Genomic DNA, 22837 nt, shown 5'->3' with positions numbered 1-22837 from the left:
TACCGTTCCGTCACAGGCACTGCACGCCTCTCTGGCCAGTCCGCACTCAGCGCAATCCGCGATCTCGTCGATGGACGCTTCGCCGTCGCTTGATCGGCATCAGTGCCAACCACCTGAGCAGTTACCTGCCGTCCACGCAATAACGTCGATGCCTCCGTCTTTCTCGTGAGGCGAAACATACTTGCTAGGAGGGTTTCTGACCATGAAGCCGCCTCCCGCGTTGGCGGCGCGGACTAACAACTCGACAATCTTTTCACCATTTCGTCTTGGCCAGCCAACGCTAAATGCGGGGCCAGCTGCATGGCCAGCCATTCCAAGAGTTGCAATGATCTGAAAGATATCATTTCTTAAGGTCGTAAGTAAACGGTCGGCTGGGGGTGTGCGTAGAATCGGTGATCCCGTCACATGCGTTGTTATCAGGCAAACAAGATAGTAAGAATATTGTTCATCTTTCCAATTCTCGACAAGAGTGAGCTCTTCTGCGCCATCTGCGAGCTTAAAGGGGTACGTACTTCCTAAGCTTTTTGTACGAAGCTCAATCTCATTTTCTAACGCTTCGACACACTGCTCTCTCTGACGATCACGTTCGCCAATATCATCCTCAGGCGTCTCTTCTAGTTCTAGTAAAGCGCCTAGCAGTGCGTCTAGTCTAGCAACCCCAAATTCATTAAAAATCGCAGTAAACTCAAGCCAGTCCACAAGGTCATCGGCGCCAAGTTTTAGTGTTGGCGGTTCTATGGGCGCAGTCATGAGTGTCTTTACTCTTTGATAGAGGCAACCGCAGCGTCTACGGTCATCTTGATAATGTGGGCTCGCTTCAACGCTGATTCGGCAATCTTCTGCAACTCAGGTTGTGTTGCCGCGTCAAACCCTTCCAGAGCTGTCACTGCATGCTGCAACTCGGCATTAGCGGTAATTAGATGTCGTTCGAACCGCACATCCACCGGTGTTGCTGTTATAATGGCCTCATCGAGATTGTTTCGTTGAGCCAGTATTGCAGTCGCAGCGGAAGACGCAAGGACTTCGCGTAAACGTCCGAGATCTGGGTTTTGGCTACGAACTGCTGGTTCCAAATCCCGTGTTTTCGATCCATAAAGCCAAATGAGCAGATTCCGAAGTTCAGCAGCCTTCGCGGCAGGAACTGGGTCTCGATCAGGATCATCGTTTCGATTTGGGCGAGCCATGCCCAAGTAATTCGTAAACTCCTCGTATGCGAGGCCAGTATACAAATGAGAGAAGCTAAACGACTTTTTCTTGCGATCCTCAATGTCGTAAATGCCTTCAGACTCTGCTTGGTCGAGAACATACTTGGCTGCGACCATCCGATGAATAGTCATATGTTGATCGCCCATTCGGCCCGCAATTTGCTGAAGGGTCAGATAGGTCTTTCCAGCATCGCGCTTTTTATGCTCGTCATCTAGCCAGCGGGCTGCAAATCGAGCTTTTGCGAATGCGTCCCATGATTGCGGGCCGTTTATGTGCTTGAAGCCGATGAGATCGCGGGCTTCGTCCTCGGTGGCGACCCGATACACGAGAATTTTCTCTAAAGATGACCGTACATCACCCGTCAGTGTAGGTGTAGAGATGCGGGCTTCGCGCGCCAACGACGGGTCGCGGAGAGCCTTGATTGCCGCAAGTCGTCGATTGCCTTCGAGGACTGCCAAACGGCCAGATCGCTCGATCACGATCAAGGGCTCGATATTGATGTACCCGCTTGTTGAAATTGACTGTATCAATTCCGAAAGGTCAGCCGAGGCGGCGAGCATGGAGATTACAGCGCTATCTCCAGAGTCGGATGGTCGCTTATCTGGAGTGAAGCGGGGGTTGTTCTGATCAAAATCGAGCAATTCTACCCCAACTTTTTCCGCATGTCCGATTGGGGGGAATGGGGCGGCGCCATTGGTCATTTTCAACACTCGCAGAAATGAAAGGAATTGGGTCTGCAGTCTGAGCCATGCGCAGAGCGACGCTACAGTGTCAATTACCGTGGATGCGGGGCTAACTCAAGGAGGCGCTACCCACCCCTTGACCCCACCCCCAAACCCGCCTAAGGGCGCGTCCTTCCACAGGTGCGGCTCGCCCGCGCCTATGGCTTGAGCTGAACATTGCCGGTGCGTCTGGGGTTCCCAGGTAATCCGTCAAAGTAACCCGGTGACGAAAGTTGCGGGTGGAGCGTTTCGGTTCGTGATTGCGATTGACCCTGCGGGACTTTCTCGTTGGGCTGGGTCCCGGCCTTCGCCGGGATGACGGTTGGCTGATACGGCAACCGGATTGCACTTCGCGGCTTCCGCATCCTTCACCTTCCGCCTCCGTCGCAAGCCGGTCCCGGCCTTTCCTGACGTGGCGCGCGCAAGCCGAGCCCCTTCAGGAAAAGTGGGAACCGGTTTTCCGCCCGGAAGGGGCGACCCCAGCATGGCAATTCCGCCATGCTGGCAAAGCAGGTGAAGAGTACTTCATGCCCACTATCAATCAGCTGGTCCGCAAGGGCCGCGAACCGCAGAAGGCCAAGTCCAAGGTCCCTGCGATGGAGCAGAACCCGCAGAAGCGCGGCGTCTGCACCCGCGTCTACACGACCACCCCGAAGAAGCCGAACTCGGCTCTCCGCAAGGTCGCCAAGATCCGCCTGACCAACAGCCGCGAAGTCATCTCGTACATCCCGGGTGAAGGCCACAACCTGCAGGAGCACTCGGTCGTGCTCATCCGCGGCGGCCGCGTCCGCGACCTTCCCGGCGTTCGCTACCACGTCCTGCGCGGCGTGCTCGATACGCAGGGCGTCAAGGACCGCAAGCAGTCCCGCTCGAAGTACGGCGCCAAGCGTCCGAAGTGACGGCAGACCGGTAGGGAGGCCGTCATCCTGAACTTGTTTCAGGATCCATCTCTCCCAACCGCACTGTTGTCTCAGGATTTGCGAAACCCGCTCCGAGCCGCATCATGGACCCTGAAACGAGTTCAGGGTGACGATGTGGAAAAGGGCAGGGCTTCAGTCAGAAGGAATTCAAGATGTCACGTCGTCGTCGTCCGGAAAAGCGGGTCATCCTGCCCGATCCGAAGTTCGGTGATCAGGTTCTGTCGAAGTTCATGAACAACCTCATGCTCGATGGTAAGAAGTCGGTTGCCGAAAGCATCGTCTATGGTGCGCTCGAAACCATGCAGACCCGTGCGAAGGCGGACCCGGTCCAGCTCTTCCACGATGCGCTGAACAACGTCCGTCCGCAGATCGAAGTGCGCTCGCGCCGCGTCGGTGGTGCGACCTACCAGGTCCCGGTCGAGGTTCGCCCCGAGCGTGCCCAGGCGCTCGCCATCCGCTGGCTGATCACGGCTGCGCGCAACCGCTCGGAAACCACGATGGCCGCGCGCCTCTCGGCCGAGCTGCTTGATGCGGCCAACAACCGTGGCAACGCCGTCAAGAAGCGTGAAGACACCCACCGCATGGCCGACGCCAACCGCGCGTTCAGCCACTACCGCTGGTAACATCTGACACTATATGGGCGGAGCCTTCGCGGCTCCCCCGTATTACCAAGGAACAGCATCATGGCACGCAGCCATCCGCTCGAGCGCTACCGTAACTTCGGCATCATGGCGCACATCGACGCCGGCAAGACGACGACGACCGAGCGCATCCTCTACTACACCGGCAAGTCCTACAAGATCGGCGAAGTCCATGACGGCGCCGCCACCATGGACTGGATGGAGCAGGAGCAGGAGCGCGGCATCACGATCACGTCGGCCGCCACCACCTGCTTCTGGAACGACCACCGCCTCAACATCATCGACACCCCCGGCCACGTCGACTTCACCATCGAAGTCGAACGCAGCTTGCGCGTGCTCGACGGTGCCGTAGCCGCCTTCGACGGCGTCGCCGGCGTCGAACCCCAGTCCGAAACCGTGTGGCGCCAGGCGGACAAGTACAACGTCCCCCGCATGTGCTTCATCAACAAGCTCGACCGCACCGGCGCGAACTTCAAGTACTGCGTCCAGACGATCATCGACCGCCTCGGCGCAACGCCCGCCGTGCTATATCTCCCGATCGGTGCGGAAAGCGACTTCAAGGGCCTCGTCGACCTCGTCGAGCAGCGCGCGATCATCTGGAAGGATGAATCGCTCGGCGCCGAGTTCTTCTACGAGGAAATCCCGGCCGACATGGTCGACGAAGCTGCGGACTACCGCAACAAGCTCGTCGAACTCGCCGTCGAACAGGACGACGAGGCGATGGAAGCCTACCTCGAGGGCAACGAGCCCGACGTGGCGACGCTGAAGAAGCTGATCCGCAAGGGTACGCTCGGCCAGGCCTTCGTGCCGGTGCTGTGCGGCTCGGCGTTCAAGAACAAGGGCGTCCAGTGCCTGCTCGACGCGGTGGTGGACTACCTGCCTTCGCCGCTCGACATCGAGGACGTGCAGGGCATCAACCCCGACACCGAAGAGCCCGACAGCCGTCCGACGGCTGACGACGCGCCGTTCTCGGCGCTGGCGTTCAAGATCATGAACGACCCGTTCGTCGGCTCGCTGACCTTCACCCGCATCTATTCGGGCACGCTCGTCAAGGGCTCGTACCTGAACTCGGTGAAGAACAAGAAGGAGAAGGTCGGCCGCATGCTGCTGATGCACTCCAACAACCGCGAAGACATCGAAACCGCCTACGCCGGCGACATCGTTGCTCTGGCCGGTCTGAAGGAAACGACCACGGGCGACACCCTGTGCTCGGAAAAGCAGCCGATCATCCTCGAGCGCATGGAATTCCCCGAGCCGGTCATCGAGCTCTCGGTGGAACCCAAGACCAAGGCCGACCAGGAGAAGATGGGCATCGCGCTCAACCGTCTCTCGGCCGAGGACCCCTCGTTCCGCGTTTCGACCGATCACGAATCGGGCCAGACGATCATCAAGGGGATGGGCGAACTTCACCTCGAGATCCTTGTCGACCGCATGAAGCGCGAGTTCAAGGTCGAGGCGAACGTCGGTGCGCCGCAGGTGGCCTACCGCGAATACCTCGCCAAGCCGGTGGATCTTGACCACACCCACAAGAAGCAGTCGGGCGGCACCGGCCAGTTCGGCCGCGTCAAGGTCAAGCTGACTCCGGGCGAGCGTGGTTCGGGCTTCGTCTTCAAGGACGAGATCAAGGGCGGTAACATTCCGAAGGAATACATCCCCGCGATCGAAAAGGGCTTCCGCGAAACCGCGATGACGGGCTCGCTGATCGGCTTCCCGATCATCGACTTCGAAGTCCTGCTTTATGACGGTGCGTACCACGACGTCGACTCGTCGGCCCTGGCCTTCGAAATCTGCGCCCGCGGTGCCATGCGCGAAGCCGCCCAGAAGGCCGGCATCAAGCTGCTCGAGCCGATCATGAAGGTCGAGGTGATCACGCCCGAGGAATACCTCGGTGACGTGATCGGCGACATCAACTCCCGTCGTGGCCAGATCCAGGGCACCGACAGCCGCGGCAATGCCCAGGCCGTCGTCGCCATGGTCCCGCTGGCAAACATGTTCGGCTACGTGAACCAGCTCCGCTCGTTCACCCAGGGCCGTGCAAACTACTCGATGTTCTTCGACCACTACGACGAGGTCCCGGCGAACGTCGCGACCGAGCTCAAGGCGAAGCTTGCATAAGAGCACGGATAGCATTAGGGGCGGCGCTCGATTCAGCGGGTGCCGTCCATTTCCCGCAGTATCTGCACACATACGAAAAGAAGGTTTGAACAATGGCCAAGGCTAAGTTTGAGCGGACCAAGCCGCACTGCAATATCGGCACCATCGGTCACGTCGACCACGGCAAGACCACGCTGACCGCTGCCATCACCAAGGTTCTCGCTGAGACCGGTGGCGCAACGTTCACCGACTACGCGAACATCGACAAGGCTCCGGAAGAGCGCGAGCGCGGCATCACCATCTCGACCGCACACGTCGAGTACGAGACCGCCAACCGTCACTACGCGCACGTCGACTGCCCGGGTCACGCCGACTACGTCAAGAACATGATCACCGGTGCCGCCCAGATGGACGGCGCGATCCTGGTCGTGAACGCAGCTGACGGCCCGATGCCGCAGACCCGCGAGCACATCCTGCTCGCCCGCCAGGTCGGCGTGCCGGCTCTGGTCGTGTACATGAACAAGGTCGACCAGGTCGACGACGAGGAAATCCTCGAGCTCGTCGAACTCGAAGTTCGCGAACTGCTGTCGTCGTACGACTTCCCGGGCGACGATATTCCGATCGTCAAGGGTTCGGCTCTGGCCGCTCTCGAAGGCCGTGACGACAACATCGGTCGCGACTCGATCAACGCGCTGATGGAAGCTGTCGACAGCTACATCCCGCAGCCGCCGCGCCCGACCGACAAGCCGTTCCTGATGCCGGTCGAAGACGTGTTCTCGATCTCGGGTCGTGGTACGGTTGTGACCGGCCGCGTCGAAACCGGCATCGTCAAGGTTGGTGAAGAAGTCGAGATCGTCGGCCTCAAGGACACCACCAAGACCACCGTCACCGGCGTCGAAATGTTCCGCAAGCTGCTCGACCAGGGTGAAGCCGGCGACAACATCGGTGCACTGGTCCGTGGCGTGAAGCGTGAAGACGTCGAGCGCGGCCAGGTCCTCTGCAAGCCCGGTTCGGTCAAGCCGCACACCGAGTTCTCGGCCGAGGTCTACGTGCTGTCGAAGGACGAAGGTGGCCGTCACACGCCGTTCTTCGCCAACTACCGTCCGCAGTTCTACTTCCGCACCACCGACGTGACCGGCGAAGTGATCCTCCCCGAGGGCACCGAAATGGTCATGCCGGGCGACAACGTCACCCTGTCGGTCAAGCTGATCGCTCCGATCGCCATGGACGAAGGTCTCCGCTTCGCAATTCGCGAAGGCGGCCGCACCGTCGGTTCGGGGGTTGTCAGCAAGATCACGAAGTAATATAGGCCGCGCACCGGCGGGGAGATTCGCTCTTCCCGCCGGTCGGTTTTTTACTGACTGATCGCTTCCAGGCAGTCGGCCCGCTCTCCCCGAGCTTCGTGAAGGGGTGGGGTAGAGGGCAGGTCGACTGGCTTTTTTGTTTTGCTCTTTCGCATCGGTAAACGGACATGGACGCCCAGAATATCCGCATTCGCCTCAAGGCCTTTGATCATCGTGTGCTCGACCAGGCCACTGGAGAAATTGCAGATACCGCCCGCCGCACCGGCGCGCTGATCCGGGGCCCCATTCCGCTCCCGACGCGCATCGAGAAGTTCACCGTGAACCGCGGTCCTCACATCGACAAGAAGTCGCGTGAGCAGTTCGAAGTTCGCACCTACAAGCGCCTGCTCGACATCGTGCAGCCCAATGCGGCCACTGTCGACGCGCTGATGAAGCTGGACCTCGCGGCCGGCGTCAACGTCGAGATCAAGCTGGCCTGAGGCCGCTGATCGAGCGAGCTGCCACAAGCAGTGTCCGCTCCGGCCGGGTCGTCCGCATCGACCCAAGGTTTCTGGCCGGACCTGTTCCGGTCAAGACTTTTGCAAGGATCTGATCCAAGCGAGAGGCCAGAGTTTCCGGGGTAACAAAAGCCCCGTTGACAATGGGATACCTCCGGCACCGTCCTTATCGGACCTTGCCGGGCAAGCGTCCCCCGATTGCTTCCGTTCCGGCGGGGGCATTCAGCCCGGTCGGGGGCGCGCTTCACATACGGGCTGAACACGCATGTCGGGATGGGCCCGGCATGCCTCTGTTATGGAGTATGGATCATGCGCACCGGCGTGATCGCGAAGAAGGTGGGGATGACCCGCCTTTTCCAGGAAGATGGTCGGCACGTGCCGGTCACTGTCCTGTCGCTAGAAAATTGCCAGGTGGTTTCGGTTCGCACTGAAGACCGTGACGGTTACGTCGCGGTTCAGCTCGGTGCTGGCGAAGCCAAGCAGAAGAACGTTGCCAAGCCGCAGCGCGAGCACTTTGCCAAGGCAGAAGTTCCGCTGAAGATGGAAGTCGCCGAGTTCCGCGTCGCCGAAGACGCTCTGCTCGACGTCGGCTCGACCATCGCCGCTTCGCACTTCGTTCCTGGCCAGTATGTCGACATCACCGGCAACACCCAGGGCAAGGGCTTCCAGGGCGCGATGAAGCGCTGGGGCTTCGGCGGTATGCGCGCCACCCACGGTGTCTCGATCTCGCACCGTGCCCACGGTTCGACCGGTAACCGCCAGGATCCGGGCCGCGTCTTCAAGAACAAGAAGATGGCCGGTCACATGGGCGACCGTCAGCGCACCCAGCAGAACCTCGAAGTCGTCCGCACCGACGACGAGCGTGGCCTGATCTTCGTCAAGGGCTCGGTGCCTGGTTCGAAGAACGCATGGCTGCTCGTCCGCGACGCCGTGAAGGTCTCGCGCCACGCTGAAGCGCCCTATCCCGCAGGCCTCAAGCAGGCCGCAAACAGCAATGACTCGGCAGCTGCCGACACCCCGGCGGAAGTCGCGGCTGTCGAAGCCACCGAAGGTCAGGAGGGCTAAGTCGTGAAGGTTCAGGTCCTCAATCTCGACGGCACTGCCGGCAAGGGCGAAGTCGAACTGTCGGACGACGTGTTCGGTCTCGAGCCGCGCGCCGACATCCTGCATCGCGTCGTCACCTGGCAGCTCGAAAACCGTCGCGGCATTGCCCGCAAGGCGCGCGAGCGTTCGGACGTTGCCCGCACCGGCAAGAAGTTCGGTCGCCAGAAGGGCGGCGGTACGGCTCGTCACGGTGACCGCAAGGCACCGATCTTCATCGGCGGTGGCAAGGCCCACGGTCCGCGCGTTCGCGAGTTCAACATCTCGCTGAACAAGAAGGTCCGTGCGCTCGGTCTCAAGATGGCTCTCTCGAGCAAGGCCAAGGCTGGTCTCGTCGTTGTCGACTCGCTCGACGTCGATGCCAAGACCAAGGCGCTCGTCGGCCAGCTGTCGAAGGCCAACTGGGGCAAGAAGGTTCTCGTGATCGACGGTGACGCCGTGAACGACAACTTCGCCAAGGCCGCCCGCAACATCGTCGGCGTGAACGTGCTGCCTGCCATCGGCGCCAACGTCTACGACATCCTGAAGCATGACACGCTGGTGCTGACGCGCTCTGCTGTCGAAAAGCTGGAGGCGCGTTTCAATGGCTAACGCAATCGACACGCGTCACTACGACGTGATCGTGGCTCCCCACATCACGGAAAAGGCGACGCTGCTCAGCGAAAACAACGCCGTGGTCTTCAAGGTTGCCGACAAGGCGACCAAGCCGGAGATCAAGGCAGCGGTCGAAGCTCTCTTCAACGTCAAGGTCACCAAGGTGAACACCCTGACCCAGAAGGGCAAGACCAAGCGCTGGAAGGGCAAGCCCTACAAGCGCTCCGACGTCAAGAAGGCTGTCGTGACCCTGGCTGCTGGCCAGTCGATCGACGTCACCAGCGGGATCTGAGGCTAGACCATGGCACTCAAGAGCTACAATCCGACCAGCCCCGCCCGGCGCGGCCTGATCCTCGTCGACAAGTCGTCGCTGTGGAAGGGCAAGCCGGTCAAGGCGCTGACCGAAGGCAAGTCGAAGACCGGCGGCCGCAACAACAAGGGCCATGTCACCTCGCGTGGCATCGCCGGTGGTCACAAGCAGAAGTACCGCTTCATCGACTTCAAGCGTCGCAAGTGGGACATGCCGGCTACCGTCGAGCGTCTGGAATATGACCCGAACCGCACGGCGTTCATCGCTCTCATCAAGTATGAGGACGGCGAGCAGACCTACATCATCGCTCCGCAGCGTCTCGCCGTTGGCGACACCGTCGTGGCCGGCGAGAAGACCGACGTGAAGCCTGGCAACGCCATGCTGCTGTCGCAGATGCCGGTCGGCACGATCATCCACAACGTGGAGATGAAGCCGGGCAAGGGTGGCCAGATCGCCCGTTCGGCAGGCACCTATGTCCAGCTCGTCGGTCGTGACCGCGGCATGGTCATCGTTCGCCTGAACTCGGGCGAGCAGCGTTACCTGCGCGGTGACTGCATGGGCACCGTCGGTGCCGTGTCGAACCCCGACAACGCCAACACGAACCTTGCCAAGGCCGGTCGCAACCGCTGGCTGGGCAAGCGTCCGCTGACCCGCGGCGTTGCCAAGAACCCGGTCGACCACCCGCACGGTGGTGGTGAAGGCCGTACTTCGGGTGGCCGTCATCCTGTGACTCCGTGGGGCAAGCCGACCAAGGGCGCCCGCACCCGTCACAACAAGTCGACGGACAAGATGATCATCCGTTCGCGCCACGCGAAGAAGAAGAGGTAAGACCACATGGCACGTTCCGTCTGGAAGGGCCCCTTCGTCGACCTGCATCTGCTGAAGAAGGCGGAAGCCGCTCACGATGCAGGATCGCGCGCTGGCGCCATCAAGACCTGGTCGCGTCGTTCGACCATCATTCCGCAGTTCGTTGGCCTGACGTTCAACGTCTACAACGGGCACAAGTTCATCCCGGTTTCCGTCTCGGAAGAGATGGTCGGCCACAAGCTTGGTGAATTCGCGCCGACGCGCACGTTCCCGGGCCACGCCGCGGACAAGAAGGGCAAGCGCTGATGAGCAAGCCTAAGGCACCCCGTCGCGTTGGCGACAAGGAAGCGCTGTCGGTCGGCACGCAGATCCGTGGTTCGGCGCAGAAGCTGAACCTCGTTGCTGCGCTGATCCGCGGTCACAAGGCCGAAGACGCGATGAACATTCTCGCGTTCTCGAAGAAGGCCATGGCGGTTGACGCTCGCAAGGTGCTCGCTTCGGCGATCGCCAACGCGGAAAACAACCACAACCTCGACGTCGACGCTCTGGTCGTGGTGGAAGCCTCGGTCGGCAAGTCGATCACGATGAAGCGCTTCCACACCCGTGGTCGCGGCAAGTCGACCCGCATCCTCAAGCCGTTCTCGCGGCTGCGGATCGTGGTCCGCGAAGTTGAGGAGGCCTGATCATGGGTCACAAGTCGAACCCCATCGGTCTGCGCCTGCAGATCAACCGCACCTGGGACAGCCGCTGGTACGCGGAAGGTCGCAACTATGCGCAGATGCTCAAGGAAGACCTTGAGATCCGCAAGTTCATCGTCACGAACCTGCCCCAGGCAGCGATTTCGAAGGTGGTGATCGAGCGTCCTGCCAAGCTGTGCCGCGTGTCGATCTATGCCGCCCGTCCGGGCGTCATCATCGGCAAGAAGGGCGCCGACATCGAGAAGCTTCGCTCGAAGCTTGCCACGATGACCGGCAGCGACGTCAAGCTGAACATCGTCGAAATCCGCAAGCCGGAAATCGACAGCAAGCTCGTCGCCCAGGGCGTTGCCGACCAGCTGGTCCGCCGCGTCGCCTTCCGTCGCGCGATGAAGCGCGCCGTGCAGTCCGCCCTGCGTCTTGGTGCCGAAGGCATCAAGATCACCTGCGGCGGCCGTCTCGGCGGTGCGGAAATCGCCCGCGTCGAATGGTACCGCGAAGGTCGCGTTCCGCTGCACACGCTGCGCGCGAACATCGACTACGCGGAAGCAGAAGCCCACACCGCCTATGGCGTGATCGGCATCAAGACCTGGATCTTCAAGGGTGAGATCCTCGGTCACGATCCGATGGCGCAGGACCGACTGATGATGGAAGCCCAGACTTCCGGCGTCCGTCCGGCACGCTGAGCCCAGAGGGTAGAGAAGCACCATGTTGCAACCGAAGAAGACCAAGTTCCGTAAGGCCTTCAAGGGCCGCATCCACGGCGTCGCCAAGGGTGGTACGGACCTGAACTTCGGCTCCTACGGCCTCAAGGCCCTTGAGCCGGAGCGTGTCACCGCTCGCCAGATCGAAGCCGCTCGTCGTGCGATCACGCGCCACATCCGCCGTCAGGGCCGTCTGTGGATCCGCGTGTTCCCGGACGTGCCGGTTTCGAAGAAGCCCGCCGAAGTCCGCCAGGGCAAGGGCAAGGGCTCGATCGAATACTGGGCAGCCCGCGTGAAGCCGGGTCGCATCCTGTTCGAACTGGACGGCGTCCCCGGCCCGCTCGCGGCCGAGGCATTCAGCCGCGCCGCGATGAAGCTGCCGATCAAGACGAAGGTCGTCGCCCGCCTGGGTGACACTTCGCACCTTGGCGGCGAGTGATTGGGAGTCGAATGATGGCCAAGATCGAAGACCTTCGCGCCAAGAGCGACGACCAGCTGAACGCTGAACTCGCCGAGCTGAAGCGCGAGCAGTTCAACCTGCGTTTCCAGGGCGCGACGAACCAGCTTGAGCGCCCCGCGCGCATCAAGGAAGTCCGTCGCGACATCGCGCGCATCAAGACGCTGCAGACTGAGCGTTCTCAGTCGGCCCAGGCGTAAGGAAGCCAATATGCCCAAGCGTATCCTTATCGGCACCGTGGTGTCCGACAAGACCGACAAGACCGTGGTCGTGAAGGTCGAGCGCAAGGTGAAGCACCCGCTCTACGGGAAGATCATCCGCCGCTCGAAGAAGTATCACGCCCACGACGAGGCGAATGCCTTCAAGACCGGCGAGACCGTGCGCATCGAAGAGACCGCGCCGATCTCGAAGCTGAAGACGTGGAAGGTCATCGACCGCGTCCAGGCCGGCAAGGGCACCGCCATCGAAGCGGACGTCTGATAGGTCGTCAGCCAAAGTTTGGGGTTGCTTCACGGCAGAAGTCGTGTAGCGGCCCCGGCTACTGTTTTGGAACTGCCGGACTGGTTCCGGCAAGCCAGTGAGAAGGAACCGGATCAATGATCCAGATGCAATCCAATCTCGACGTGGCGGACAACAGCGGCGCAAAGCGCGTCCAGTGCATCAAGGTGCTGGGTGGCTCTAAGCGTCGGTTCGCAAGCGTCGGCGACATCATCGTGGTGTCGGTCAAGGAAGCGCAGCCGCGCGCCCGCGTGAAGAAGGGCGACGTGCACCGCGCCGTCATCGTTCGCACGAAGAAGGACGTCCGTCGCACCGACGGTTCGGTCATCCGCTTCGACAGCAATGCCGCCGTTCTGGTCGGCAAGAACGAAGAGCCGATCGGCACGCGTATCTTCGGCCCGGTGGTTCGCGAACTCCGCGGCAAGGGCTTCATGAAGATCATCTCGCTCGCTCCGGAGGTGCTGTAATGGCTGCCGCGAAGATCAAGAAGGGCGACACCGTCGTCGTTCGTTCGGGAAAGGACAAGGGCCGCACCGGCACCGTTCTCCAGGTCCTTCCGAAGGATGAGAAGGTCGTCGTGCAGGGCGTGAACATCGCTGCCCGTCACCGCAAGCCGAGCCAGCAGAACCCCCAGGGCGGCATCGACCGCTTCGAGGCTCCGCTGCACATCTCCAAGGTTTCGGTCGCCGACAAGGATGGCAAGCCCACCCGCGTCCGCTTCGAGACCAAGGACGGCAAGAAGGTCCGTGTGGCCGTCAAGTCCGGGGAGGCCATCGATGCCTAAGAATGAAACTGGGGCTGACAAGTACACTCCGCGTCTCAAGGGCAAGTACGACGCCGACATCGCCAAGGCGATGCAGGCCAAGTTCGGCTACAAGAACGCGCTCGAGATCCCGCGCATCGAAAAGATCACGCTCAACATGGGCGTGGGCGAAGCGAGCCAGGACAAGAAGAAGGTCACGACCGCAGCTGCCGAAATGGAGCTGATCGCCGGTCAGAAGCCCGTCATCACCAAGGCGAAGAAGTCGATCGCGCAGTTCAAGCTGCGTGAAGGCATGCCGATCGGCTGCAAGGTCACCCTGCGCCGCGAACGCATGTACGAATTCCTCGACCGTCTCATCACCATCGCAATGCCCCGCATCCGCGACTTCCGTGGTCTGAACCCGAAGTCGTTCGACGGCCGTGGCAACTACGCGATGGGTCTGAAGGAGCAGATCATCTTCCCGGAGATCAGCTACGACCAGATCGAGAAGGTGCGTGGCATGGACATCATCGTCACCACGACCGCGAAGACGGACGAGGAAGCCCGCGAGCTGCTTCGCCTGTTCGGTTTCCCGTTCCCGCAGGAAGCTGCTGAAGAGCAGCAGGCCGCGTGATCAAGAATTGAAGAAGAGAGCTTAAGTCCATGGCGAAACTGAGTTCCATCAACAAGAACGAGAAGCGCAAGAAGCTCGTTCAGAAGTACGCGGCAAAGTACGCTGCGCTCAAGGCCCAGGCCGACGATGAATCGCTCGACGAAACCGAGCGCCTGATCGCCCGCCTGAAGATGGCCGAGCTGCCGCGCAACGCGAACCCGACCCGGGTCCGCAACCGCTGTGCAACCACCGGCCGCCCGCGTGGCTACTATCGCAAGTTCGGCCTTTGCCGCATCGAGCTGCGGGACAAGGGCAACAAGGGCCTTATCCCCGGCCTGACGAAGTCGAGCTGGTAAGGATCATCCGATGGCTATGACCGACCCCCTGGGTGATATGCTCACCCGCATCCGCAACGGCCAGCAGGCGAAGAAGGACTCGGTCCTTTCGCCCGCTTCCAAGCTGCGTGCGCACGTGCTCGAAGTTCTTCAGCGTGAAGGCTACATCCGCGGCTTCTCGGAGGACACCACCGGTGCCCATCCGCAGCTCCGCATCGAGCTCAAGTATTTCGAGGGCCAGCCTGCGATCAAGCATGTTGCCCGTGTCTCCAAGCCTGGCCGCCGCGTCTACTCGGGTTCCAAGGAACTCCCGGTGATCCGCAACGGTCTTGGCATCACCATCGTCTCGACGCCGAAGGGCGTGCTCTCGGATGCCGAAGCACGTGCTGCCAACGTCGGTGGCGAAGTGCTGGCGGAGGTGTTCTGATGAGCCGCATCGGCAAGAAGCCGGTGGCGATCCCGAGTGGCGTCACCGCGAACATCGCGGACGGCGTGCTGACCGTGAAGGGCCCCAAGGGCACCCTGACGCTCACGCTGCGCGACGAGATCAGCTACACCGTCGATGGCGACACGATCCTCGTGAAGCCTGCGAACGACACCAAGGGCGCTCGCGCGTTCTGGGGCATGCAGCGCACCCTCGTCGACAATCTCGTCACTGGCGTGACGCAGGGCTACACCAAGGTCCTCGAGATCACCGGTGTCGGCTACCGCGCCAACGCCCAGGGCAAGAACCTGAAGCTGCAGCTTGGCTACAGCCACGACGTCGACTTCGCGGTGCCGGAAGGCATCGAGATCAAGACCCCTGACAACACCACGGTGGAAATCTCGGGCATCGACAAGCAGAAGGTCGGCCAGGTTGCCGCCGAGATCCGTCGCTGGCGCAAGCCCGAGCCTTACAAGGGCAAGGGCATCAAGTACCGCGGCGAGTTTATCTTCCGCAAGGAAGGGAAGAAGAAGTAATGGCAAAGCTGTCTCTCTTCGAACGCCGCCGCCGTCGCGTCCGCACTGCGCTCAAGGCGCGCTCGGGTGGTCGTCCTCGCCTGTCGGTGCATCGCTCCGGCCGTCACATCTACGCCCAGATCATCGACGACGCGGAAGGCAAGACCCTTGCTGCCGCTTCGACGCTGGTGAAGGGACAGAAGTCGATCGGCGCGAATGTCGATGCCGCCGCCAAGGTTGGCACCGAGATCGCCGAGAAGGCCAAGGCCGCCGGTATCACCACTGTCGTGTTCGATCGCGGCGGGTTCCTGTTCCATGGCCGCGTCAAGGCGCTGGCCGATGCCGCCCGTGAAGGCGGGCTGGAGTTCTGACAATGGCTGACGAAACCAACCTGGAAGGCGCAGCCGCGGTCGAATCGACCGGCGGTGAGCAGCGCGAAGGTCGCGGTCGTGGCCGCGGCCGTGGCGGCAATGACCGTGGTGGCGAGCGTGGTGGCCGTGGCCGTCGCGACGACCGTCGCGGTCGTGGCAACAACGACGAGGAAGGTGGCGAGGAGCTGATCGAAAAGCTCGTCCACATCAACCGCGTTTCCAAGACCGTGAAGGGCGGCAAGCGCTTCGGCTTTGCAGCACTGGTCGTGGTCGGCGATGGCAAGGGCCGCGTCGGCTTCGGCAAGGGCAAGGCTCGCGAAGTGCCTGAAGCGATCACCAAGGCTACTGCCGCTGCAAAGCGCGCAATGGTCCGCGTGCCGCTGAAGGAAGGCCGCACCCTGCACCATGACGGCAAGGGCCGTTTCGGCGCCGGCAAGGTCAACGTGCGTTCGGCTCCGGCCGGTACCGGCATCATCGCCGGTGGCCCGATGCGCGCCGTGTTCGAAAGCCTTGGCGTTGCCGACGTGGTGACCAAGTCGGTCGGCACCTCGAACCCCTACAACATGATCCGCGCAACCTTCGACGCGCTGACCGACCAGACTTCGCCGAAGTCGGTTGCCCAGCGTCGTGGCAAGAAGGTTGCCGATCTCCTCGGCCGTGGTGGCGCTTCGCAGGTCGAAGCCGAAGCTGCTGCCGAAGCCATCACGGAGTAATCGGTCATGGCAACGATCAAGATCAAGCAGATCGGTTCGCCGATCCGTCGCCCGGAAAGCCAGAAGAAGATTCTGATCGGTCTGGGCCTGGGCAAGATGCACCGCGTGGTCGAGTTGGAAGACACGGCCGAAGTGCGCGGCGCCATCGCCAAGCTTCCCCACATGGTGGCCGTGGTCGACTGACCAGGGCTTCCCTGACGGGATACAGGGACACCCCGGCCTTAGTGCCGGGGTTTTCCATTAGGGCCGCGGGGCATGTGCGCCCGGTCCTGTGAGGGGGTGACAAGCCCGGCCCGATGGGCTAGGCGGCGCCCTTTCCAAAGCGCGTCTCAAAGCGAAAGCGAGTGCAGAACATGAAGCTCAACGAACTCAACGACAACTATGGCGCCCGCAAGGGCCGCATGCGCGTGGGCCGCGGTATCGGCTCGGGCAAGGGCAAGACTGCCGGTCGCGGCCAGAAGGGTGCCAAGGCACGTTCGGGCGTCAGCGTGAACGGCTTCGAAGGCGGCCAGATGCCGCTTCACATGCGCATCCCGAAGCGCGGCTTCAACAACATCTTCGCCAAGGACTACGCAGAGGTTAACCTCGGCATGATCCAGAAGATGATCGATGCCGGCAAGCTCGACGTGTCGGGCACTGTCGATCACGCTGCGCTCAAGGCCGCTGGTCTTGCCCGTGGCGGCAAGGACGGCGTGCGCCTCCTCGCCAAGGGTGAACTGACCGCCAAGGTCACGTTCTCGGTCGCCGGTGCCTCGAAGGGCGCCGTGGCTGCTGTCGAGAAGGCTGGCGGTTCGGTCTCGGTCATTGAAACCGGTCCGAGCGAAGCCGAGAAGAAGGCAGCTCGCGCTGCGGCCAACAAGGCCAAGTAAGCCAATTCCGGTCCCCGCCCGCCAGTCGGGCGGGGATTTCGGCTTTGCAGGGGTTCGACTTTTGCCGGCCCCGCACTATATGGGCTGGCTCAAGACGTCCGAAACCCGTGGGGCCCAAGGGTCCGGTTTCGCAGCAAGGCTTAGAACCCCGAAATGGCATCACGCGCCGACAACATCGCCAGCAACCTCAGCCTGGCCAACTTCTCCAAGGCAACCGAGCTCAAGAAGCGCATCTGGTTCACGGTGGGCGCGCTCATCGTCTTCCGGTTCCTCAGCTTCGTGCCGCTGCCCGGCGTCAACCCGCTGATCCTGGAGTCGCTGTACAACCAGACGCGTGGCGGCGTTCTCGACATCTTCAACGCGTTCTCGGGCGGCTCGCTCGAGCGCATGAGCCTGATTGCGCTCGGCGTGATGCCGTACATCACCGCCTCGATCGTGGTGCAGCTGGCCGCCTCGCTTCATCCGGCGCTTGCCGCGATGAAGAAGGAAGGCGAAAGCGGGCGCAAGAAGCTCAACCAGTACACCCGCTATGGCGCGGTGCTGCTGACTGCCATCCAGGGCTGGGTGCTCGCCTCCGGGCTTGAAGCATACGGCGCCTCGAGCGGCCTGCAGGCGGTGGTCAACCCGGGCATGCTGTTCCGCGTCGGTGCGGTGGTCTCGCTGATCGGCGGCACGATGTTCCTGCTGTGGCTGGGCGAGCAGATCACCTCGCGCGGGATCGGCAACGGCGTTTCGCTGATCATCATGGCCGGTATCGTGGCGCAGCTGCCCAAGTTCTTCGGCAACCTGTTCGAAGGCGGCCGCACCGGCTCGATCTCGCCGTTCCTGATCTTCGGCATCGTGATCATGCTGATCGCGCTGGTGCTTGGCATCTGCTTCTTCGAGCGGGCGACGCGGCGGCTGCTGATCCAGTATCCCAAGCGCGCGACGCAGCGCGGCATGATGAATGCCGACCGCAGCCACCTGCCGCTCAAGCTCAACACCGCCGGCGTCATCCCGCCGATCTTCGCCAGCTCGCTGCTGCTGCTGCCGCTGACGATCACGCAGTTCGCCGGCAACTCGATCTCGCCGGATACGACCATGGGTCAGGCGATCGTGACGCTGAACCAGTACCTCGGCCACGGCAAGCCGCTCTACATGCTGTTCTACGCGCTTGGCATCATCTTCTTCTCGTTCTTCTATACCGCGGTGGTGTTCAACCCCGAGGAAACGGCGGAGAACCTCAAGAAGAACGGCGGGTTCATTCCGGGCATCCGTCCCGGCAAGAACACCCAGAACTACTTGGACTATGTGCTGACTCGCATCACCGTGCTGGGTGCGGCATATATCACCGTGGTCTGCGTCGTGCCGGAATTCATCATGGCGGAGACGGGCATGGGGACGCTGTTCTTTGGCGGCACCAGCCTGCTGATCGTGGTCAACGTCACGGTCGACACCATCACGCAGATCCAGTCGCACCTGCTGGCGCACCAGTATGGCGATCTGATCAAGAAGGCGAAACTGAAGGGCAGGCTGCGCTAAGGGCAGCAGCCGCATGAGGGGGACGATACCTTGAACATCATCCTTTTGGGGCCTCCGGGCGCGGGCAAGGGCACCCAGGCCCAGCGTCTGGTCGAGCGCCACGGCATGAAGCAGCTCTCGACGGGCGACATGCTTCGCGCGGCGGTGAAGGCGCAGACGCCGGTCGGCCTCAAGGCCAAGGCAGTCATGGAAGCCGGTGAGCTGGTCTCGGACGAGATCGTCTCGGCGCTGATCGGCGACGAACTCGACGCCATGCCCGAGGGCCAGGGCGCGATCTTCGACGGTTATCCCCGCACGGCCCCCCAGGCGGAATCGCTGGGTGAACTGCTGGCTTCTCGTGGCAAGAAGCTCGATCACGTTATCGAACTCGACGTCAACGAGGACGCGCTCGTCGAGCGCATTACGGGCCGCTACACCTGTGCCAGCTGCGGCAAGGGCTATCACGACACGTTCGAGAAGCCTGCTGTCGAAGGTACCTGCGACAAGTGCGGCGGCCATGAGTTCAAACGCCGTCCCGATGACAACGAAGAAACCGTTCGCACCCGCATGGCCGAGTATCGTGCCAAGACCGCTCCGATCCTGCCGATCTATGAGGTACAAGGCATCGTTGCCCGTGTCGACGGCATGGCCGACATGGACGAGGTGACGGCAGCCATTGAGGCAATCCTCGGCAAGCGCTAACACGCGTGCGTGACCCGCCCGTCCCGGTGCGGGCGGAGGCGCGCGATGGCCAAGGCTCTGAATTATCTGACGGCGGGGCTTGGTAGCCTCGCCGTTGTCGTATCCGCGCCTGCCCACGCCGAAGTGGCGACGCAGACCGATGCGGGCTTTGTCGTGCGGGTCACCGGTGAGGTGGCGGCGAGTCCTGCCGATGCCTGGAAGGCGTTCACGACACCCGCGCTGTGGTGGAACCCTCAGCACACCTTTTCGGGCGAGGCGGCGAACCTGTCGATGGACCCCACCGCCAATGGCTGCTTCTGCGAGAAGCTGCCGGTGCCCAAGGGAGCACCGCCGACGCAGAAGCCGGGTTCGGTGATGCACATGCGTGTGGTCTATGCCGAACCCTATCGCGCGCTGCGCCTCGTAGGCGGCTTGGGTCCCTTGCAGTCCGAGGCGGTCAACGGGACGATGACGGTGACGTTCAAGCCGGTGGACGGCAGTGGCGGGAAGGCGACGCGGATCCTGTGGGAATACGTCGTCGGCGGCTTCATGCGCTACAAGACCGCGACGATCTCCGTTGCAGTAGACAAGGTCCTTGCCGAGCAGATCGCCGGCCTGACCAAGCTGATCGGCCCGGCAACGCCCGCTGCGCCAGCCCCGGCGCTGGTGCCGGAAGCGCTCCCGGAGACGCCCGCCGTTGCCGAACCACCCGCGACGACGGATGCGCCCAGCTATACGCCCGATCCGACCAAGGACGATGCTGCCGCAGGAGAATCGGTGAAGTCTGCCCTGGACCAGCTTTTCAGGAAGAAGGACGACAAGCTTCCGGCGGGGCGCTGATCGCGATTTTCGGCGCTTTCGCGCAGCGTAAAACCCGTTAATCTTACCCCCAACGACAGCGCGACTCGGCCTTTTGCCGAAGCCGCGCGGCACGGGCCGCACCCGCCGTTTCAGGCATGCACATCGAGAGCCGAACAGGTTCCGATCTGGGGGAGAGTACCGTGGCCGTATCCGATCATGTTGACCTGCCAACCTTCATGGAAGGCGTGAAGAAGCGCAATCCCTATCAGCCGGAGTTCGTCCAGGCGGTTCAGGAGGTTGCCGAAGACATCTTCGAATTCATGCAGGACAAGGAAGAGTACCACTCGCAGCAGATCCTGCGCCGTATTGCCGAGCCGGACCGGGTGGTCTCGTTCCGCGTATGCTGGGAGGACGACAACGGCAACATCCGCGTCCAGCGCGGGTGGCGCGTGCAGAACAACAACGCGATAGGGCCTTACAAGGGCGGTATCCGCTTTCATCCCTCGGTCACGGAATCGGTGCTGAAGTTCCTGGCGTTCGAACAGACCTTCAAGAACGCGCTGACGGGCCTGCCGATGGGCGGCGGCAAGGGCGGCTCGAACTTCAACCCCAAGGGCAAGAGCGTGCGCGAGATCATGCGCTTCTGCCAGAGCTTCATGACCGAGCTCTATCGCCACATCGGCGCCGACATCGACGTTCCGGCGGGTGACATCGGCGTGGGCGGGCGCGAGATCGGCTACATGTTCGGCCAGTACAAGCGCATTACCAACAACTTCACCGGCGTGCTGACCGGCAAGGGCCTCGAATGGGGCGGCTCGCTGATCCGCACCGAGGCGACGGGCTACGGCGCGGTCTACTTCCTCGCCAACATGCTGGCGACGAAGGGCGAGGACCTGACCGGCAAGACGGCAGTGATTTCCGGTTCCGGCAACGTGGCGACACACGCAGCCGAGAAGATCGTGCAACTGGGCGGCAAGGTGCTGACGCTGTCGGATTCAGGCGGATACATCCATGATCCCGACGGCATCGACCAGGAAAAGATCGACTGGGTCAAGACGCACAAGACCCACCGCCGTGGCCGCATCGAGGACTATGTCGCCGCGTTCCCCAAGGCGACCTTCGTGGCGGGCAAGACGCCGTGGGGCGTGCCCTGCGACGTGGCGCTGCCTTGCGCGACGCAGAACGAGCTGCTCGGCGACGATGCGCGCGCGCTGATCGCCAATGGCTGCAAGGCCGTGGCCGAGGGCGCGAACATGCCGACCGACCTCGATGGCGTTCATGTGTTCAAGGCGGCGAAGATCCTCTACGCGCCGGGCAAGGCCTCGAACGCGGGCGGCGTTGCCGTCTCCGGCCTCGAGATGAGCCAGAACTCCGAACGTCGCTCGTGGAAGGAGGAGGAACTGCAGCAGATGCTCAAGGACATCATGGCCGGCATCCACAAGTCATGCCTCGCCTATGGCGATCAGGGCGGCGGCTACATCGACTATGTGAAGGGCGCGAACATCGCCGGCTTCAAGAAGGTGGCCGACGCCATGCTGGCCTTCGGCGTGGTCTGAGGCTTCTGATTGGTGGCAGGGGTCCGGCTAGATGCCGGACCCGCCTTGTGATCGTCCAAGGCGCTCTGCTGCCCCACCGATAAGCTTGTGAACGGGGGAAACGTCGACCAGAGCATAGCCCGAGGGACCGTGGCTGACGATCTGGAGATGGGGCTTCAACTTCGTGCGAAGGCCTGAAACGAGCACCTGCAATGACTTGATGCTGATCTGCCGGTGGCTCGACTTGCTGCTCGTGGCCAGTTGCTGGCTGCGCACGGGTGAACCTTTTGCGGATACCAGCATGGCAAGGAGCCGGGCTTCGCGCCCGAGCAATGGCTGTGCGGCGTAATGCTGCAGGTGCAATTCGGCGAGTTCGCCCAGCGTCTCCTCCTGCTGGCGTGTCACGATGCGCCCCAGAATGGCGTGGATGCGGGCGAGGCCCTCTGGCGGGGCGATATCCGCTCCGAACACGTCGTCGAAACCGGTGTTGAGGATCTGCGCACGCGCCGTCGGGCGTGCTTCGCGCACCAGCGCGATCTTCGCCTTGGTCTTGAGCAGATCCCGGTAGATGCGCATGAACTTGCGGATCCGGATCGGATCCGAACCGACCACGAACAGGGCGTTGTAGAACTCGCGGCTGTCATCGATGTAGGCGGTGTAGTCGTCGGATATCCGGAAGAGCTGTCCGGTCGTGACGATTTCGCGGGCCACCACCGCCTCGGGGGGCGGGCCGGCGTTTCCGAAGTAGAGGATGCGCGCGCAAACCGCATTCTTGCGCGCCCTGCCGCTCGTCGTCCGGCTTGCGCTGGCACTGGATTCGGCAGCGTCACCGCGCCTGGCGGAGGACGGCACCCTGGATGGAGGCATGATGCATTAACTTTCGATATATTCTTATTAGTATCTTTATAGATATAGCGACTCGGTTGCAACGGACCTTGATGGTTAACGGCACAAGGTGCGCCTGAGCCGCGCCGATTCGTGCTGCGGCACCGACTGCGTGCCAATTCTGTGGCGTTTCCCGGCCCCGCTGACTGGTCGCCAGGCCGGTCGAGGCAAGCGATGATCAGCGATGTGGACAATCACCGTTGGTCTGAAGCCGAATGAAAACGCATGAGGCATAAGTGGTTGCGGGAACTTGCTTCCGGAATGGCAGGAAATTTTCGTTCCCCCCTTGTTCTCATGGAACAC

Annotated in this window: 32 protein-coding genes; 29 read left to right on the top strand and 3 right to left on the bottom strand. The window is 62.2% G+C overall.

The window, feature by feature from the left end; all coding sequences use genetic code 11:
- Positions 1 to 99: 99 nt before the first annotated feature.
- Both I2488_RS17465 and I2488_RS17460 read right to left on the bottom strand, forming a co-directional pair.
- Complete coding sequence (locus I2488_RS17465) at positions 100 to 750, bottom strand: hypothetical protein (protein ID WP_196277066.1); 651 nt, start codon at positions 748 to 750, stop codon at positions 100 to 102.
- Between the two features lie 8 nt (positions 751 to 758).
- Positions 759 to 1907, bottom strand: coding sequence for a ParB N-terminal domain-containing protein (locus I2488_RS17460; protein ID WP_196277065.1), 1149 nt, complete (start codon positions 1905 to 1907; stop codon positions 759 to 761).
- Positions 1908 to 2455: 548 nt separating this feature from the next.
- Here I2488_RS17460 and rpsL point away from each other — a divergent pair.
- The 29 genes from rpsL (at position 2456) to gdhA (ending at position 21670) form a co-directional block, all read left to right on the top strand.
- Complete coding sequence (gene rpsL, locus I2488_RS17455; protein ID WP_011444902.1) at positions 2456 to 2827, top strand: 30S ribosomal protein S12; 372 nt, start codon at positions 2456 to 2458, stop codon at positions 2825 to 2827.
- Positions 2828 to 3000: 173 nt separating this feature from the next.
- Complete coding sequence (rpsG, locus tag I2488_RS17450; RefSeq protein WP_039334380.1) at positions 3001 to 3471, top strand: 30S ribosomal protein S7; 471 nt, start codon at positions 3001 to 3003, stop codon at positions 3469 to 3471.
- Between the two features lie 60 nt (positions 3472 to 3531).
- A complete protein-coding gene (gene fusA / locus I2488_RS17445; protein WP_196277064.1) occupies positions 3532 to 5604 on the top strand; it encodes an elongation factor G in 2073 nt (690 codons plus the stop codon).
- Between the two features lie 92 nt (positions 5605 to 5696).
- On the top strand, positions 5697 to 6887 hold the full coding sequence (gene tuf, locus I2488_RS17440; RefSeq protein WP_039334376.1) for an elongation factor Tu: 1191 nt from the start codon (positions 5697 to 5699) through the stop codon (positions 6885 to 6887).
- Positions 6888 to 7054: 167 nt separating this feature from the next.
- The gene (gene rpsJ, locus I2488_RS17435; RefSeq protein ID WP_039334374.1) at positions 7055 to 7366 is read left to right on the top strand and encodes a 30S ribosomal protein S10; all 312 of its coding nucleotides are present in this window, start codon (positions 7055 to 7057) and stop codon (positions 7364 to 7366) included.
- Between the two features lie 327 nt (positions 7367 to 7693).
- A complete protein-coding gene (rplC, locus tag I2488_RS17430) occupies positions 7694 to 8449 on the top strand; it encodes a 50S ribosomal protein L3 (protein WP_039334372.1) in 756 nt (251 codons plus the stop codon).
- A gap of 3 nt (positions 8450 to 8452) precedes the next feature.
- Positions 8453 to 9076, top strand: a complete 624-nt coding sequence (gene rplD, locus I2488_RS17425; RefSeq protein WP_196277063.1) for a 50S ribosomal protein L4 — start codon at positions 8453 to 8455, stop codon at positions 9074 to 9076.
- The gene (locus I2488_RS17420) at positions 9069 to 9371 is read left to right on the top strand and encodes a 50S ribosomal protein L23 (protein WP_118073264.1); all 303 of its coding nucleotides are present in this window, start codon (positions 9069 to 9071) and stop codon (positions 9369 to 9371) included. The genes rplD and I2488_RS17420 overlap by 8 nt, the downstream gene beginning before the upstream one ends.
- Positions 9372 to 9380: 9 nt before the next feature.
- Entirely contained in the window at positions 9381 to 10217 is an 837-nt protein-coding gene (gene rplB / locus I2488_RS17415; RefSeq protein WP_168853230.1) for a 50S ribosomal protein L2, read from the top strand.
- 6 nt (positions 10218 to 10223) lie between these two features.
- On the top strand, positions 10224 to 10502 hold the full coding sequence (rpsS, locus tag I2488_RS17410; RefSeq protein ID WP_039334365.1) for a 30S ribosomal protein S19: 279 nt from the start codon (positions 10224 to 10226) through the stop codon (positions 10500 to 10502).
- On the top strand, positions 10502 to 10879 hold the full coding sequence (rplV, locus tag I2488_RS17405) for a 50S ribosomal protein L22 (protein WP_196277062.1): 378 nt from the start codon (positions 10502 to 10504) through the stop codon (positions 10877 to 10879). The genes rpsS and rplV overlap by 1 nt, the downstream gene beginning before the upstream one ends.
- A 2-nt stretch (positions 10880 to 10881) precedes the next feature.
- Positions 10882 to 11577: a 30S ribosomal protein S3 gene (gene rpsC / locus I2488_RS17400; RefSeq protein WP_039334362.1), complete on the top strand. Its 696-nt coding sequence runs from the start codon at positions 10882 to 10884 to the stop codon at positions 11575 to 11577.
- Positions 11578 to 11599: 22 nt separating this feature from the next.
- Positions 11600 to 12034, top strand: coding sequence for a 50S ribosomal protein L16 (gene rplP / locus I2488_RS17395; RefSeq protein ID WP_039334360.1), 435 nt, complete (start codon positions 11600 to 11602; stop codon positions 12032 to 12034).
- Positions 12035 to 12045: 11 nt separating this feature from the next.
- Positions 12046 to 12252, top strand: a complete 207-nt coding sequence (rpmC, locus tag I2488_RS17390; RefSeq protein WP_039334358.1) for a 50S ribosomal protein L29 — start codon at positions 12046 to 12048, stop codon at positions 12250 to 12252.
- Between the two features lie 10 nt (positions 12253 to 12262).
- The gene (gene rpsQ / locus I2488_RS17385) at positions 12263 to 12532 is read left to right on the top strand and encodes a 30S ribosomal protein S17 (protein WP_039334356.1); all 270 of its coding nucleotides are present in this window, start codon (positions 12263 to 12265) and stop codon (positions 12530 to 12532) included.
- Between the two features lie 116 nt (positions 12533 to 12648).
- The gene (gene rplN, locus I2488_RS17380; RefSeq protein WP_039334354.1) at positions 12649 to 13017 is read left to right on the top strand and encodes a 50S ribosomal protein L14; all 369 of its coding nucleotides are present in this window, start codon (positions 12649 to 12651) and stop codon (positions 13015 to 13017) included.
- Positions 13017 to 13334, top strand: coding sequence for a 50S ribosomal protein L24 (rplX, locus tag I2488_RS17375; protein WP_196277061.1), 318 nt, complete (start codon positions 13017 to 13019; stop codon positions 13332 to 13334). The genes rplN and rplX overlap by 1 nt, the downstream gene beginning before the upstream one ends.
- The gene (gene rplE / locus I2488_RS17370; RefSeq protein ID WP_196277060.1) at positions 13327 to 13926 is read left to right on the top strand and encodes a 50S ribosomal protein L5; all 600 of its coding nucleotides are present in this window, start codon (positions 13327 to 13329) and stop codon (positions 13924 to 13926) included. The genes rplX and rplE overlap by 8 nt, the downstream gene beginning before the upstream one ends.
- Positions 13927 to 13955: 29 nt before the next feature.
- Positions 13956 to 14261, top strand: coding sequence for a 30S ribosomal protein S14 (gene rpsN / locus I2488_RS17365; RefSeq protein ID WP_039334348.1), 306 nt, complete (start codon positions 13956 to 13958; stop codon positions 14259 to 14261).
- Positions 14262 to 14271: 10 nt separating this feature from the next.
- Positions 14272 to 14667, top strand: coding sequence for a 30S ribosomal protein S8 (gene rpsH / locus I2488_RS17360; protein ID WP_196277059.1), 396 nt, complete (start codon positions 14272 to 14274; stop codon positions 14665 to 14667).
- Complete coding sequence (rplF, locus tag I2488_RS17355; RefSeq protein WP_039334344.1) at positions 14667 to 15200, top strand: 50S ribosomal protein L6; 534 nt, start codon at positions 14667 to 14669, stop codon at positions 15198 to 15200. The genes rpsH and rplF overlap by 1 nt, the downstream gene beginning before the upstream one ends.
- Positions 15200 to 15550 (top strand): 50S ribosomal protein L18, encoded by a 351-nt coding sequence (gene rplR / locus I2488_RS17350; RefSeq protein ID WP_039334342.1) that lies wholly within the window; start codon positions 15200 to 15202, stop codon positions 15548 to 15550. The genes rplF and rplR overlap by 1 nt, the downstream gene beginning before the upstream one ends.
- Positions 15551 to 15552: 2 nt before the next feature.
- A complete protein-coding gene (gene rpsE / locus I2488_RS17345; protein WP_039334340.1) occupies positions 15553 to 16263 on the top strand; it encodes a 30S ribosomal protein S5 in 711 nt (236 codons plus the stop codon).
- A gap of 6 nt (positions 16264 to 16269) precedes the next feature.
- Positions 16270 to 16446 (top strand): 50S ribosomal protein L30, encoded by a 177-nt coding sequence (rpmD, locus tag I2488_RS17340; RefSeq protein ID WP_039334338.1) that lies wholly within the window; start codon positions 16270 to 16272, stop codon positions 16444 to 16446.
- A 170-nt stretch (positions 16447 to 16616) separates the two neighbouring features.
- Complete coding sequence (rplO, locus tag I2488_RS17335; RefSeq protein ID WP_196277058.1) at positions 16617 to 17132, top strand: 50S ribosomal protein L15; 516 nt, start codon at positions 16617 to 16619, stop codon at positions 17130 to 17132.
- Positions 17133 to 17285: 153 nt separating this feature from the next.
- The gene (secY, locus tag I2488_RS17330) at positions 17286 to 18653 is read left to right on the top strand and encodes a preprotein translocase subunit SecY (RefSeq protein WP_196277057.1); all 1368 of its coding nucleotides are present in this window, start codon (positions 17286 to 17288) and stop codon (positions 18651 to 18653) included.
- A gap of 30 nt (positions 18654 to 18683) precedes the next feature.
- Entirely contained in the window at positions 18684 to 19334 is a 651-nt protein-coding gene (locus tag I2488_RS17325; RefSeq protein ID WP_196277056.1) for an adenylate kinase, read from the top strand.
- 45 nt (positions 19335 to 19379) lie between these two features.
- Positions 19380 to 20153: an SRPBCC family protein gene (locus tag I2488_RS17320; protein WP_196277055.1), complete on the top strand. Its 774-nt coding sequence runs from the start codon at positions 19380 to 19382 to the stop codon at positions 20151 to 20153.
- 161 nt (positions 20154 to 20314) lie between these two features.
- Positions 20315 to 21670, top strand: a complete 1356-nt coding sequence (gdhA, locus tag I2488_RS17315; RefSeq protein ID WP_196277054.1) for an NADP-specific glutamate dehydrogenase — start codon at positions 20315 to 20317, stop codon at positions 21668 to 21670.
- A 27-nt stretch (positions 21671 to 21697) separates the two neighbouring features.
- On the opposite strand, the gene I2488_RS17310 is transcribed toward gdhA, so the two are convergent.
- Positions 21698 to 22516, bottom strand: a complete 819-nt coding sequence (locus tag I2488_RS17310) for a winged helix-turn-helix domain-containing protein (RefSeq protein ID WP_196277053.1) — start codon at positions 22514 to 22516, stop codon at positions 21698 to 21700.
- Positions 22517 to 22837 lie beyond the last annotated feature (321 nt).

Source organism: Novosphingobium jiangmenense (assembly GCF_015694345.1).
GTDB classification, from domain to species: Bacteria; Pseudomonadota; Alphaproteobacteria; order Sphingomonadales; family Sphingomonadaceae; genus Novosphingobium; species Novosphingobium jiangmenense.
Note: the sequence above shows the minus strand (reverse complement) of the source record. Positions and strands in the feature narration are given on the sequence as shown.

Bases quoted from the DNA above. Each gene is read 5' to 3' on its own strand.
- rpmC (WP_039334358.1), top strand. From the start codon at position 12,046: ATGATGGCCAAGATCGAAGACCTTCGCGCCAAGAGCGACGACCAGCTG.
- rplC (WP_039334372.1), top strand. From the start codon at position 7,694: ATGCGCACCGGCGTGATCGCGAAGAAGGTGGGGATGACCCGCCTTTTC.
- rpsC (WP_039334362.1), top strand. From the start codon at position 10,882: ATGGGTCACAAGTCGAACCCCATCGGTCTGCGCCTGCAGATCAACCGC.
- rpsL (WP_011444902.1), top strand. From the start codon at position 2,456: ATGCCCACTATCAATCAGCTGGTCCGCAAGGGCCGCGAACCGCAGAAG.
- rpsG (WP_039334380.1), top strand. From the start codon at position 3,001: ATGTCACGTCGTCGTCGTCCGGAAAAGCGGGTCATCCTGCCCGATCCG.
- rplF (WP_039334344.1), top strand. From the start codon at position 14,667: ATGAGCCGCATCGGCAAGAAGCCGGTGGCGATCCCGAGTGGCGTCACC.
- I2488_RS17460 (WP_196277065.1), bottom strand. From the start codon at position 1,907: ATGACCAATGGCGCCGCCCCATTCCCCCCAATCGGACATGCGGAAAAA.
- I2488_RS17465 (WP_196277066.1), bottom strand. From the start codon at position 750: ATGACTGCGCCCATAGAACCGCCAACACTAAAACTTGGCGCCGATGAC.
- rpsS (WP_039334365.1), top strand. From the start codon at position 10,224: ATGGCACGTTCCGTCTGGAAGGGCCCCTTCGTCGACCTGCATCTGCTG.
- I2488_RS17310 (WP_196277053.1), bottom strand. From the start codon at position 22,516: ATGCCTCCATCCAGGGTGCCGTCCTCCGCCAGGCGCGGTGACGCTGCC.
- rplR (WP_039334342.1), top strand. From the start codon at position 15,200: ATGGCAAAGCTGTCTCTCTTCGAACGCCGCCGCCGTCGCGTCCGCACT.
- I2488_RS17420 (WP_118073264.1), top strand. From the start codon at position 9,069: ATGGCTAACGCAATCGACACGCGTCACTACGACGTGATCGTGGCTCCC.
- I2488_RS17320 (WP_196277055.1), top strand. From the start codon at position 19,380: ATGGCCAAGGCTCTGAATTATCTGACGGCGGGGCTTGGTAGCCTCGCC.
- rpsN (WP_039334348.1), top strand. From the start codon at position 13,956: ATGGCGAAACTGAGTTCCATCAACAAGAACGAGAAGCGCAAGAAGCTC.
- rplN (WP_039334354.1), top strand. From the start codon at position 12,649: ATGATCCAGATGCAATCCAATCTCGACGTGGCGGACAACAGCGGCGCA.
- tuf (WP_039334376.1), top strand. From the start codon at position 5,697: ATGGCCAAGGCTAAGTTTGAGCGGACCAAGCCGCACTGCAATATCGGC.
- rplX (WP_196277061.1), top strand. From the start codon at position 13,017: ATGGCTGCCGCGAAGATCAAGAAGGGCGACACCGTCGTCGTTCGTTCG.
- rpsQ (WP_039334356.1), top strand. From the start codon at position 12,263: ATGCCCAAGCGTATCCTTATCGGCACCGTGGTGTCCGACAAGACCGAC.
- rpsE (WP_039334340.1), top strand. From the start codon at position 15,553: ATGGCTGACGAAACCAACCTGGAAGGCGCAGCCGCGGTCGAATCGACC.
- rplV (WP_196277062.1), top strand. From the start codon at position 10,502: ATGAGCAAGCCTAAGGCACCCCGTCGCGTTGGCGACAAGGAAGCGCTG.
- rplE (WP_196277060.1), top strand. From the start codon at position 13,327: ATGCCTAAGAATGAAACTGGGGCTGACAAGTACACTCCGCGTCTCAAG.
- secY (WP_196277057.1), top strand. From the start codon at position 17,286: ATGGCATCACGCGCCGACAACATCGCCAGCAACCTCAGCCTGGCCAAC.
- rplP (WP_039334360.1), top strand. From the start codon at position 11,600: ATGTTGCAACCGAAGAAGACCAAGTTCCGTAAGGCCTTCAAGGGCCGC.
- rplB (WP_168853230.1), top strand. From the start codon at position 9,381: ATGGCACTCAAGAGCTACAATCCGACCAGCCCCGCCCGGCGCGGCCTG.
- rpsJ (WP_039334374.1), top strand. From the start codon at position 7,055: ATGGACGCCCAGAATATCCGCATTCGCCTCAAGGCCTTTGATCATCGT.
- rpsH (WP_196277059.1), top strand. From the start codon at position 14,272: ATGGCTATGACCGACCCCCTGGGTGATATGCTCACCCGCATCCGCAAC.
- rplO (WP_196277058.1), top strand. From the start codon at position 16,617: ATGAAGCTCAACGAACTCAACGACAACTATGGCGCCCGCAAGGGCCGC.
- rpmD (WP_039334338.1), top strand. From the start codon at position 16,270: ATGGCAACGATCAAGATCAAGCAGATCGGTTCGCCGATCCGTCGCCCG.
- fusA (WP_196277064.1), top strand. From the start codon at position 3,532: ATGGCACGCAGCCATCCGCTCGAGCGCTACCGTAACTTCGGCATCATG.